11 protein-coding genes are annotated in these 12,336 nt (G+C 66.3%); 5 read left to right on the top strand and 6 right to left on the bottom strand.

The annotated features are described in order from the left end of the window. Positions 1–2,160 (top strand): copper-translocating P-type ATPase (locus QZZ33_RS03200; protein WP_291378136.1); only part of this gene is annotated, 2,160 nt, incomplete at its 5' end. Continuing rightward, the gene (locus QZZ33_RS03205; RefSeq protein WP_291378137.1) at positions 2,157–3,134 is read left to right on the top strand and encodes a DMT family transporter; all 978 of its coding nucleotides are present in this window, start codon (positions 2,157–2,159) and stop codon (positions 3,132–3,134) included. The genes QZZ33_RS03200 and QZZ33_RS03205, both read left to right, overlap by 4 nt. Before the next feature lie 87 nt (positions 3,135–3,221). Here the strand turns inward: QZZ33_RS03205 and QZZ33_RS03210 are convergent, their stop codons facing one another. Further along, positions 3,222–3,344: a hypothetical protein gene (locus QZZ33_RS03210; RefSeq protein WP_291378139.1), complete on the bottom strand. Its 123-nt coding sequence runs from the start codon at positions 3,342–3,344 to the stop codon at positions 3,222–3,224. A 278-nt stretch (positions 3,345–3,622) separates the two neighbouring features. On the opposite strand from QZZ33_RS03210, the gene QZZ33_RS03215 reads away from it, so the two are divergent. Together QZZ33_RS03215 and QZZ33_RS03220 are read left to right on the top strand one after the other, a co-directional pair. After that, positions 3,623–3,949: a heavy metal-associated domain-containing protein gene (locus tag QZZ33_RS03215; protein WP_291378141.1), complete on the top strand. Its 327-nt coding sequence runs from the start codon at positions 3,623–3,625 to the stop codon at positions 3,947–3,949. Beyond that, complete coding sequence (locus tag QZZ33_RS03220; RefSeq protein WP_291378143.1) at positions 3,946–6,726, top strand: heavy metal translocating P-type ATPase; 2,781 nt, start codon at positions 3,946–3,948, stop codon at positions 6,724–6,726. The genes QZZ33_RS03215 and QZZ33_RS03220 overlap by 4 nt, the downstream gene beginning before the upstream one ends. 221 nt (positions 6,727–6,947) lie before the next feature. Here the strand turns inward: QZZ33_RS03220 and QZZ33_RS03225 are convergent, their stop codons facing one another. The 3 genes from QZZ33_RS03225 to QZZ33_RS03235 form a co-directional block, all read right to left on the bottom strand. After that, positions 6,948–7,256, bottom strand: coding sequence for a metal-sensitive transcriptional regulator (locus tag QZZ33_RS03225; RefSeq protein WP_291378145.1), 309 nt, complete (start codon positions 7,254–7,256; stop codon positions 6,948–6,950). Positions 7,257–7,346: 90 nt separating this feature from the next. Further along, positions 7,347–8,858, bottom strand: coding sequence for an ABC transporter permease (locus QZZ33_RS03230; protein ID WP_291378147.1), 1,512 nt, complete (start codon positions 8,856–8,858; stop codon positions 7,347–7,349). Further along, positions 8,855–9,541 carry an ATP-binding cassette domain-containing protein gene (locus tag QZZ33_RS03235; protein ID WP_291378149.1) on the bottom strand — a complete coding sequence of 229 codons (687 nt, stop codon included), beginning with the start codon at positions 9,539–9,541 and terminating at the stop codon, positions 8,855–8,857. Before QZZ33_RS03235 ends, QZZ33_RS03230 begins: the two co-directional genes overlap by 4 nt. Before the next feature lie 300 nt (positions 9,542–9,841). Here QZZ33_RS03235 and QZZ33_RS03240 point away from each other — a divergent pair, with 300 nt between their 5' ends. Further along, positions 9,842–10,513, top strand: coding sequence for a DUF3105 domain-containing protein (locus QZZ33_RS03240; protein WP_291378150.1), 672 nt, complete (start codon positions 9,842–9,844; stop codon positions 10,511–10,513). A gap of 14 nt (positions 10,514–10,527) precedes the next feature. Here QZZ33_RS03240 and QZZ33_RS03245 read toward each other — a convergent pair whose 3' ends face one another. After that, on the bottom strand, positions 10,528–11,655 hold the full coding sequence (locus tag QZZ33_RS03245; RefSeq protein ID WP_226095215.1) for a prolipoprotein diacylglyceryl transferase family protein: 1,128 nt from the start codon (positions 11,653–11,655) through the stop codon (positions 10,528–10,530). Positions 11,656–12,078: 423 nt separating this feature from the next. Then, positions 12,079–12,336, bottom strand: a 258-nt coding sequence (locus tag QZZ33_RS03250; RefSeq protein WP_291378152.1) for a hypothetical protein, incomplete at its 5' end; no start/stop codon positions are given.

Here is a 12,336-nt window from a genome sequence, read left to right on the forward strand (position 1 = left end):
GACGCACACGCGGGCCACGACGCACACGCGGGCCACGACGCACACGCGGGCCACGGGGACGGTGCGGATGCCGATCATTCCGCGCAGTCGGTGATGGGCCACGGAGGCAGCCACGGCGGCGCGTCCATGGCGGACATGGTCCGCGACATGCGCAATCGGTTCCTGGTCGCGGTGATCCTTGCCGTGCCGATCTCCCTGTGGTCCCCGATCGGTCGGGACGTGCTGGGGCTGGAGGACCTTCCGTCGGTGTTGGGGCTGCGCGACGATGTCTTCACCCTGATCCTGTCCCTGCCGGTGGTGTTCTACTCGGGCTGGATCTTCTTCGACGGTGCCTACCGGGCGCTGCGGGCCAAGACACTGGACATGATGGTGCTGGTGGCCGTCGCGGTGGGTTCGGGGTGGTTGTACAGCGTCATCGTCACCCTGACAGGGGGCGGCGAGGTCTTCTACGAGGCCGCGGCCGTATTGACCGCATTCGTGCTACTCGGGCACTGGTTCGAGATGCGGGCCCGCGGCGGGGCCAACGATGCGATCAGAACCCTGCTCGAGTTGGCTCCGTCCCAGGCGATGGTGATTCGTGACGGAACGCCCGTGGAGGTTCCCACCTCGGAGGTGGTGGTCGGTGACCTGCTCCTGATCCGTCCGGGGTCGAAGATCCCTGTCGATGCGGTCGTCGAGGAGGGTGAGTCCGAGGTCGACGAGTCGATGGTCACCGGGGAGTCGATGCCGGTGGAGAAGCTGCCGGGTTCCGAACTGATTGGCGCGTCGATCAACACCACCGGGACCCTGCGGGCCCGGGCCACGAAGGTGGGCGCGGACACCGCACTCGCGCAGATCGTGAAGATGGTCCAGGAGGCGCAAAACTCCAAGGCACCCGGGCAGCGCCTGGCCGACAAGGCAGCCTTCTGGCTGGTGTTCGTCGCCCTCATTGGCGGCACGGCTACCTTCCTGGTCTGGTGGCTGGTGCTCGGCGAGCCCGTGCAGTTGGCGATCCTGTTCGCCATCACGGTCGTCGTGATCACATGCCCGGATGCCTTGGGGCTGGCCACGCCGACGGCGGTCATGGTCGGGACCGGGTTGGGCGCACAGCGCGGCGTGTTGTTCAAGAACGCCACGGCGCTGGAGGTGTCGTCTCACATCGACACGGTCGTGATGGACAAGACCGGCACCTTGACCAAGGGCGAGCCAGAGGTCACCGACGTCGTCGTGGCCGACATGGCCGAGGACGAGATGCTGGCCTTGGTGGCGGCCGTCGAGAGGGAGTCCGAGCACCCGCTGGCCCGGGCTATCGACCAGCATGCGGCCGAGCGGGGTCTGCCTACGCTGAAGGTGAGTGAGTTCCTCAACGTCCCCGGGCACGGCGCAACGGCGACCGTCGATGGACGCCGCGTCCTCGTCGGCAACCTGCGGCTGATGGCCAAGGAGAACATCGACCTCGGCACGCTCGCCGCGAGCCGCGACGAGCTCGCAGCCGCGGGCCGCACAGCCGTCCTGGCCGCCGTCGACGGACGTGCGGTGGGGGTCATCGCCCTGGCCGATGCAGCGCGGGAAACAGCGGCCGCGGCTGTCGCGGCCCTGCACAAGGTCAACATCAAAGTGGTGATGCTCACTGGAGACAACGAGGCCACGGCCCTGCGCATCGCCGACCAGCTAGGAATCGACACCGTCATCGCCGAGGTGCTACCGGGAGACAAGGCGGAGAAGGTCGCCGAACTGCAGCGGGCGGGCAAGCGGGTCGCGATGGTCGGCGACGGCGTCAACGACGCCCCTGCCCTGGCCACGGCGGACATCGGCATCGCGATCGGCGCTGGCACGGATGTCGCCGTCGCGACGGCAGATCTCGTGCTCATGCGTTCAGACCCGTTGGACGTGCCCATCGCCCTGCGCATCGGCAAGGGTACGGTCCGCAAGATGCGACAGAATCTTGGGTGGGCTGTCGGCTACAACGTCATCGCGCTCCCGATCGCGGCGGGTGTGTTCTACCCGTCGTTCGGATTGCTCCTGCGTCCCGAGATCGCGGCGCTGACGATGGCCGGGTCGTCCTTGATCGTCGCGGTCAACGCCCTGATGCTCAAGCGTCTGCGCCTTCCGGACGCCGTGACGTCCGTGAAGACGCTAGCCTCACCCGCAGTGGAAGCAGCTCCCACGGCTGGGCGGTGACCGGCTTGACCCTGAGAGGTGGGCAGGAGGCCGGCGGACTGGCCACCGGGGGCGTCGCGGAGCCGCGACGCCCCCGGCCGCTACGGATGCTCTTCATTGCCGTGGCGCTCGCCGCCTGCTTCGTCGCTATCCGTCTCGGCCTGCGGGATGCGCCGCTGCTGTGGTTCGCGGCGCTGCGCGCCATGATCGCCGGGGTGGTCCTGGTGATGGTGGCAGGTGTCCAACGGCGCCCGATGCCCTCCGGCGCGCGTGCGTGGGGGCTGATCACGGTGCTGGGGCTGGTGAACGTCACCGTCGCGTTCGCGGCCATGTTCGCTGGCGTGTCCGAGCTGGCAACCGGCACCGCCGCGGTGCTGGCCAATGCTCAGCCGTTGCTCATCCTGCTGCCAGCGTGGTGGCTATACGGGGAGGCCGTCTCCCTGCGGACAGCGGGGGCGCTGCTGGCTGGTTTTGCCGGCCTCGTCCTGGTCGCGGTCCCCGGCGGCGGCGGCAGCGGCGCGGCCCTATCCGTACTGTCTGCGGTGGCAATCACGGGCGGAACGCTCCTGGCGCGGCGCCTGGGCGGACTCGATGTGATCATGGCGATCGGCTGGCACTTCATCATCGGCGGTGCGGCCCTGGTGATCTTGGCCGCCGCTGTCGAGGGGCCGCCCGTGATCGCGTGGACACCCAGGTTTGTCGCCGTCTTGGCCTTCCTGGCCGTTGTCGGTACCGCAGTGACCACAGTGCTCTGGATCATCGAGGCGCGCCGATCACGGCTGGACGTCCTGACCGCGTGGACATTCCTGACGCCCGTCTTCGGCATCGTGCTGGCTGCGATGGTATTCGGCGAACAGCCCACGGGCTGGACTGCAAGCGGTCTGGTGACGGTGCTGGCGGCCATGTGGGTGGTGGTGCAACCCGCTCGGGAACGAATCCCCGCCCGGGAACGAATCCCCGAACGGCGCGCGCCCTTCCGGCGCGCTCGGGAGTGATCCGCCCCAACGGGAAGTCTTGCCGGGCGTCGACAACTTCGCCGAATTCAAGCCGTGCGGGCGAGGCGATGGGGCGTCTGTGGATGCCTAGCCCTTGCAGCAGCCCCCGCCACCCTGGTGGGCGGACGCGGTAGCGCTGGTATCCGCCGTGGTGGCGCTCGAGCAGCAACCGGAGTCGTCGGTCTGTTCGTCCTTGCAGCATGTGCTCATGGTTGTCTCCTTCATCGGTGTGCTGTCGGCGTTCTCTCTTTTACTTTTACCGCTACGTCATCCAGTCTGGTCGGCGACGGTGAAGATTCGATACCACGCCCCATCAAGGTTCCATGAAGGTTGTTCGGCCGTGAGCACCGCTCAGGCACCCGCCGAAGGGGCTCGGGTTCAATCCCGCCCTCAATCTTCATGCAACCTTCACCGAGCCGCAGTGGGAACTTAGTCCGCGCGTGTCAATACTTATACCCTACGGGGGTATCGTACGTGAAGGAGGTCGAATGATGAATCACCAAGAGTTGTTCTCTGTCGAGGGACTCATGTGTGGCACGTGCCTCGTGGAAGTACTCGAGCGACTCCACCGCGTCGACGGCGTGGAGGACGTGGGCATCAGCCTGCGCGTCGGCGGGCGCTCGCCCGTGGTGGTGGTTAGGGGTGAAGCGCTAGTCCCGCCCGAGGCGCTCGCCTCGGCGGTGACTGAAGCGGGCTTCACGATGACCGACAGCAGTTTTAGGGCTCTGCCGGTCCGGCAAGATCCAGACAATCTCAGGCACGACCGTGGCCGCACCTCAGCGGACCGGATGCCGATCGGAGGTAACTCGAAATGACCGAACTACTGATCGTCGGCGCGGCCGTGCTCTTGACGGGCGGAGCACTGTGGTTCTTCTTCGGCCCCAAACGGACAGGGCGCGTCGACCTCGACGACGGCGTGCAGGTGGTGCGCATCAAGGTCCAGGGCGCCTACAGCCCCGAGTTGGTTCAGGTGACCCGCGGTGTGCCAGTACGGATGGAGTTTGACCGGCAGGAGGCCGGCGAGTGCTCATCGCGAGTAGTGATGCCGGACTTCAAGATCAACCAAGGGCTTCCCGCGTACCAGACCACCTCGGTGGAGTTCCTCCCGGGCGAGACGGGGTCCTTTGGGTTCGCATGCGGGATGAACATGATGCGCGGCCGAATAGTCGTCGTCGATGGCGAAGAAGCCGACCTTGGCGTGACTCCCGGAAGTTCAGCGGCCGTCGCGGTGGCCGAACCCGCGACAGTGCAGTCTCAGTCCCCGGACGATGCAGACGATTCCGCAGGAGACCCCCTCACGGCGGCGCAAGCCGAGGAAGCCGAGGAACGCGACCGCAATGCCGAGATCACCGACCTGAAGAGGCGGGTCCTCTTCGGCGCGATCCTGACCGCCCCGGTCCTCTTCGCCGTGATGACCGTCGAGCTCTTCAAGGTGGACTGGGTCCCCGAGCTGCTGATGAACAACTGGCTACAGTTCGCGCTCATCACACCGGTGATGCTCTACACGGGTTGGCCGATCCATCGCACCGGGTGGCTCGCACTGCGCCACCGCGGGGCGGAGATGAACGCCTTGATCACGATCGGCACCATCGCCGCCTACGGGTTCAGCGTCGTCGTCACGGTCGCACCTGGGCTGCTTCCCGCCGAGGTGCGGGAGGTCTACTACGAGGCGGTCGGGGTGATCATCACCCTCATCCTGCTCGGGCGTCTGTTCGAGACACAGGCCAAGGCCGGCACGGGTGAGGCGATCCGAACCCTGATCGGTCTCCAGCCCCGGACGGCTCGGGTCTTGCGTGCGGGTGGCGAGCTCGACATCCCCATCGAGGACGTCCTGGAGGGCGACATCGTCGTGGTGCGGCCGGGGGAGAAGCTCCCGGTCGACGGCGAGGTCGTCGAGGGTCGCTCCGCGGTCGACGAGTCGATGATCACTGGTGAGCCGATCGCCATCGTCAAGTCTGTGGGCGACGTGGTGATCGGGGCGACCATCAACCAGACCGGGACCTTCCGCTACCGGGCGACCAAGGTCGGCGCGGACACGATGCTCGCCCAGATCATCAAACTGGTCCGGCAGGCCCAGGGGTCCAAGGCGCCGATCCAGCGGGTCGCCGACCAGGTCTCGAGCTACTTTGTGCCCGTGGTGGTCATCATCGCCATCTGGACGTTCGTGACCTGGGCTCTGGTCGGCCCACCTCCGGTGCTGCTCTTTGCTCTGGTGGCCAGCGTCTCGGTCCTGATCATCGCGTGCCCCTGCGCCCTTGGGCTCGCCACACCGCTCTCGATCACGGTCGGGACCGGCAAGGGTGCCACGGCGGGGATCTTGATCCGTTCGGCCGAGGCCCTCGAGACGGCGCACAAGCTCGACACTGTCGTCTTGGACAAGACGGGCACCATCACGATGGGAAAGCCCGAACTCACCGACGTTGTTCCGAGCGACGGCTTCACGGCCGACGAGGTGCTCCAGCTGGTCGCCTCGGTCGAGCGGTCGTCCGAGCACCCACTTGCCGCGGCGATCGTGGCCGGGGCGCTGGAGCGCAACCTGGTGCTGGACGACGTGGCCGAGTTCGACTCGATCACCGGCAAGGGTGTGGGTGCCCGGCTGCACGGACGCAACATCCTGGTCGGCAACGCTCGCCTGCTCGTGGAGGCCGGGGTGGACGTGGAGGACCTCTTGGAGGACCAGCAGCGACTCGCCGGTGACGGCAAGTCGCCCATGCTGGTCGCGATCGACAACCAGCCCGCGGCAGTCGTTGCGGTGGCGGACACCATCAAGGAGGGTTCCATCGCCGCGGTCGCCGCTCTCCAGAAGCGGGGTATCGACGTCATCATGATGACCGGCGACAACCGCACTACTGCAGCGGCTATCGCCCGCCAGGTCGGCATCGGCCGCGTCGTGGCCGAGGTGTTGCCCGAGCACAAGGCGCAGGAGGTCAAGCGGCTCCAGGGCGAAGGGCGAGTTGTGGGGATGGTGGGCGACGGCATCAACGATGCCCCGGCCCTCGCCCAGGCGGATGTCGGCTCTGCGATTGGCACCGGCACCGACGTCGCGATCGAGTCCTCGGACATCACGTTGATTTCCGGAGCTCTCGGCGGGCTGGTGACGGCGGTGGACCTCTCCAGGGCCACCATGCGCAACATCCGTCAGAACCTCGTCTTCGCCTTCGTCTACAACGGCATCGGGATCCCGATCGCGGCCGGTGCGCTCTACCCAGCGTTCGGGCTTCGCCTCAGCCCGATGATCGCCGCCGGGGCGATGGCACTGTCTTCCTTGTCCGTGGTCACCAACGCCAACCGGTTGCGCCGATTCACACCGGCAACGCTCCCGCAAAACATCACAGTTTCGACCACTGAACCGGTGGTCGAAATCGGAACAGACACTCAACCGGAGGACACTATGACAACCACTCCCACCAAAGCTACTGACCTCGTGTGCGGTATGAACGTGGACCCGTCGACCGCGGCCGCGAGTGTGGAGCACGAGGGGCAGATGTACTACTTCTGCTCCCATGGCTGCCACGCGAGCTTCGTCAAGGACCCGGCCGCCTACGTTCCCGCTGGCCACGACCACAGCGCTCACGATCACCACTCGCACTGACGGTGTCCGAGCACCGGACGTCGGGGAACAGCAAGCCCGCGACAGATCGGTGCGTCGGCTGGAAGGCCGCTCCGGTCCGACCGCAGACCCTCACAGGGTTTGCGGTCGGGCTCTTGAGACGTTGGGCAACTCGGGCCTGCGGGATGTGGTCGTGAGCGAACTCCGGCATGCAGTGCACGGCAATGTGCCCTGTGAGTGCGTAGCGGTAGCGCTCCGCGGTCTCAAGTGGGCGGTGGCGCCTCAACGTCGATCGCGGGCGGACGCAGGACGCGTTTGTCGTACTTGAGTGTCTCCATTAGTTCGTCGACGATCTCCGCGCCGTGGCCAGCGCGGATCGCGGCCGTGAAGTGCTCCTCAAGGTGATGACGAAGCACCTCGCGGCTGGTGCCCTCAAGTGTGCCTTGCACGGCGGCGAGCTGTTTCATGATGTCGGGACACCACGCGTCGTCTTCGACCATCCGGATGATCCCGTCGAGGTGGCCGCGCGCGGTCTTGAGTCGGTTGGTGACCTGGCGGTGGTAGTCGTCCATTTCGCTCATGCTAAGGAGCCCCGTCCTTCTTGCCTTGGCCCTGCGTTCCGGGGGGAACGGATCGCGATGTCGTTGCGCATGGTTGGCCCCCTACGTGCGCCGAGCAGCGACGCGGTGGAACACGCCGACAGCCGCAGCGATGGTGCCCACCAGCCACGCGAGCGCGAACAACAGCCCGGTGGTCTCGTCGAAGGTCGGCGTGAATGCGCCATCGACGAGCACACGAACTGCGCCGTAGCCGGGCATCCATGACGCCCAGGCTGGCGGGGCGGCGTCGAACATGATGTTTTGGGCGAGCCCTAGGTCGAGGAAGGGCAGCAGGAACATCAGGTACAGCCCGCCCAGTCGGCCGACCAGGGGGCCGATTACCACGCCGATCATGGCGTACGTGACGGCAATCGCGAGGGTGGCCAACGCGAAGGTGATCCAGACTTGGGGCGCGAAACTGAAGGCTGTGACGGCGAGGGACACGGCGCTGACGAGCATGGAGGCAAACACAATGACGCCGAGCCTCGAGGCCAGGACCTCGCTGGTTCGGAAGCCAGCGATCACCAGCCGACGATCGGCCTCCGCCGAGCCGAGCACGACGAAGAGGCCAGCCAGCCCCGCCAGGAACGCCACGGTGATTGCGACCATGATCGCACCATGGACATCGACCATCGACAACACCGAGATCGTTCGCTGTCCGCCTTCGGCGAGTTCGACCGGGGCAGGGTTATCCGGGGTGATCGCGATCGACGCGCTGATGAAGAACACCGGAACGACGACCAGCAGTGCCCACAGGGCGGCGTTCCTACGGTATTCACGCCATGCGAACCTCAGCCCGGCCGCAAGGCGCGCAGGCGAAGTGTTCACGGTCCGAATACTGTCCGTTCGGATCGGTCGGGTCGTGACCAGCAGTACAACGAATGCCAACGCCAGGCCCCCTAGCGTCCAAGCGAACGACGCTCCAAGGTCTCCGAGTGGTCCGGCGTGGGTCGTGGACGCGTCGAGCATGACGAGGGTGGGGAAGTGTGCTGGGAAGAATCGGTTGAGCACGGAGTCCGTCTGGCCCATGCCCGGACCCAGGAAGATATCGAACATCCAAATGAAGATCAGGAGGAGCGACCCATTGATCTCGGATCTCACGAGCGCCCCTATCGTGGTGCCGAGACCCAGGTAGATCACCGCAAACATTGCAGTCGCCCCGATCGCGCGGGGCAGGTCGGCCACGTCCGTGCGCGAAGTCAATGCGAAGAGGGCGCCGGTGGCGGCCACGGCTGCTAGCAACAGCGAAGACGTGAGCCTTGCGGTGACCACGCGTGCGGTGACGGAACCCGCAGAAGCGAGGCGTCGATCGGCATCGCGCGATCCGGCCACGTGAAAGAAGCCGGCCACGCCAGCCAGGAAGGCCGCGGCCCACCCCGCCGTGGCGGTCTCAAGTTGCCCGGAGTTCGCATCGCCACCCAGGATCTTGGCGAAGTCGGCGAGCGCGCCTGCCGAGAGGGCAACGAACACGACAGGCACGACGACCAACAGCACCAGGTTGAGGGGTCGGCGGGCGTACTCGAGCAGATTGCGCCAGGTGAGTAGCCCGGTCAGCGGGGCGGTGTTCACCGTCATCGTGCCACCGTCCGCCCGTCGATGAGGTCGTAGATGCGGTCGAAGCGATCGGCATCCGAAATGAAGTGACTGATGATCAACAGGCTGCGGCCAGCGTCACGCCGGTCGCGGGTCAGTTGCCAAAACCTCTGATAGGTGTCCCAGTCAAAACCCGCGTAGGGCTCATCGAGCAGCAGCAAGTCCGGATCCGGTAGCAATGCAAGACCGAGGTTGAGTTTGGCCCGAGTCCCGCCCGACAACTCCTCGACCCGCGCGCTTCCCCACTCAGCGAAGCCGAGCGTGGCGTAGATGTCCTCGCGGGAGAGTTGCATGGCCGACTCGGCCATGCCATACGCACGGCCGAATAACTCGAAGTGCTCGTCGCACGTCAGCCTCTCGTACAGGACTGGCTCCTGTGGACAAAACCCGACCAAGCCGCTGTGAGCCACGCTGCCAGCATCGCGGTTCAGTGCTCCGACCAGGATCTTCATGAGCGTCGACTTGCCCGAGCCATTCTCGCCCACGAGGCCCACTATCTCGCCCGCCTTGAGGTGCACTTCTGCGCCGTGTAGCACCGGCTTGGCGCGGCGGCGCGGCCACCACCCGCTGCGGTAGGTCTTGACGATGCCGCTCGCCTCGAGGACGGACGACGGCGCACCGGCCGGTGATGCAGGGCCCTTCATACGATCTGACGGGTTGGCCATAGTGATTCCTCCTTCTACACCGCCAGTCTCCCACCCCACCCGGGGTGGGTCGTTGGGACTCGAGTCTCACGTGCGAGGGTCCCAAGCAGCGGCTCACATGCTGGGAACGGTCCACCTGTGACCACAGCCGTGGGCGGGTGCGCGAAAGGCCCCAGTGGGTCGAGACGCTAAAGGTCCAGCGCGTGGTGCGCCGCAATTCCGGAAAGCCTGCCACTTCACGTAGAATTGATGGTTCCGCGAGCACTACACCTGTCCACGTTCCCTGGTCAGGCCAATGTCCCAAGCGATCCGGAGGATCCCGTGAGTGCGAGTAAGAAAAAGGGTGTTGACAAGAACGAGCAGCGTGCCCAGATTGCTCAGATTCGGGCCGCGCAGGCGCGTGCCGATCGCCGCCACAAGGTTCTGATAAGCCTCATCGTCACTGGGGTCGTGCTGGCGCTGGCGGTGCCCACCGCGATCGTCATCGTCAACGCGCAGCGGGATGCCGAAGCAGTCGAACAAGCGGCGAGCAAACCCATCGAGGGCGAGAAGCTCGTCGACGTACCTTCCGCCACTCACGTGACGCAGGACATCCCGTATGAGACGGCAAGCGCGGCCCCCGAAGGCACTCTGCTGCCGCCCACCGGTGGAGACCACGACCCTGTCTTGCAGAACTGTGGGTACTACGCGGAACCAGTTCGCACCGAGAACGTCGTGCACTCCCTCGAACACGGCGCGGTGTGGGTGACCTATCGGCCCGACCTTGACGACGCCCAGATCGCCACGTTGCGCGATTTGGCGGAGGCCAACCCTTACCTCCTAGTGAGCCCGTTCGAGGATCTCGCTTCTGACGTTGTTGCTACCGCCTGGGGTGTCCAAGTCGAACTGGACTCTGCCAACGACGAGCGCCTCAAGCCGTTCTTGGAACGATACCTCCAGGGCGAACAGACGCCTGAGCCAGGTGCCTCCTGCCAGGGAGGGGTTGGAGCCTGACGACGGAGTTGGCGTCAGGCGAGACTTGACACCAACAGCATGCCGACGAGGGTGGTCAGGGACACGATGAGTGTCACCTGGCGCCCATGGCGGGTGGCGCGGGGGACACCACGCAGCGGGAACAGGAGTTGACGCACCACCACGTATGCCGCGACGCTTCCGACGAACAGGACGCCTGTTGGCGTTATCGATCCCTGCCATGCGATGGCACCGGTTACGAGCGCGAGGGTGGCTGCCGCCGCAGACTCCATCAGTTGCACCGGGATGCGGCGCGTCCCGACGCGCCGGTCAGATGACCACACAGCCCAGCGTGAGCCTGTCGGCACTCCGACGCAGCACCCGCCCATCAGGCATCCCAGTCTGCCAACGGTCTGGCCGAGCAGAAGTGCGGGCACGGTGGCGTCCAGAAGGTGCCAGACGGGAAGCCCCGCGAGAGCGCCGCCGATCACAAAGGTAGCCGTGGCCGCGATCACGAAACCCTGGACGCTCAGCCCGGCGAGCCCTCGGCCCCCAGACGCTTTCCGGTGCGTGACGCGATAGTAGAGTTTGGCGCCGACAGCACCGAGAGCGCTGGCCACGAGGGCAAGCACGAGCACATTGCCGGAGGGCAGTCCGTGCCTCTGGGCCAATACCCGCTGCAGTACCAAGGCGAGCACGACGCCGAGCAAGACCATGGCTGGCCATGCGCCCACAATCACTCCGGGAGCGCGTGCGCTGGCGACGGGTGCGAACGTCGACCGACCGACTCCTTCCGCCGAAGGCAGTCGCACAGCCTCCGACTGGCCACCGCCTTTCGGGACTGCCACCGCCTCGGCTATCACATGCCAACGGCCTGGAGCTTTCCCGACCACCCGGTGGGTCAGGGACGTCCGGCCGCTACCGGGTCGAACGTCGTGAAGCGATGCGGTCGTGACGAAGTTGTCCTCAGGTTTGCGATCACCTGCGACGTCGAGGCGACGGCCAGTCAACCGCAGGACGACCTCGTGCGGTCCCTTCGTCTGTGGTGCATCGAACCAATACGTGACTCCCAACGCGTGGGGCCGAAGCTCGGCAACTGCGTCGATGGGAAAGGTGACGAACTCAAGTGCGCTCTTGGTCCCCGACTCACCCCCGATCTTGGCCAGCACTCGCGTGGGTTTCATCGCGGGCAGGGGCGAGGGACCCGGGCGAAACTGGGCTCCCGCGGCCCTCGGGGGGCGATTGCTGACTCCTGCGAGTCCCGCCGACATGGGGGACATGCGGGTCTGAGCCACGAAACTTGCGCCGCGCATCGTCCCGTCGCCAGGAGTCCCCGTGTGCCGGTCTGGCGACGAAGGTGCGGATCCCCTGGGCATCGCCTGAGGCTTCCGCGCACGAGACGCGGAACGCTTGCCTTTCGCTGGTCGTCGTGCCATGTATTCCTTCCCCGGGTCCGGGTTCTCCAGAGCCGCACTTCACCGCCAAGTTACGGGTCGAGACCGGGCCTCAGCCTTGCGGGACGGTGAAGATTCGCTCAAGGTTTCGCGTCGCGCGCCGCCGTTGCGGGACCGTGCGATGCGCCACGCTTGCACCGTGCGGACTCGGCGCTAGTGGCAGCCGCCCCTGGGCTTGTGTGGGACGCCAGTTCCCTTGTTCGCGGCGGATGCGTCGGTCGATGACGGTGCCGATGAGTGGCGGGTGTGCTCGGCGGGGTGGTCCACATCATCGCGCTGCGCGTGGCCGCCATGGGCGCCACCGCCGTGACTGCCATGGCCGCCAGCGTGCATGGCCACCATGACCCCGATCGCGGCCAGGGTCAGGATCGTTCCGCCCGAAACGCCCGCGACCCACATGACCAACGCGGC

The organism is Demequina sp. (genome assembly GCF_016278775.1).
Taxonomy (GTDB): Bacteria; Actinomycetota; Actinomycetes; order Actinomycetales; family Demequinaceae; genus Demequina.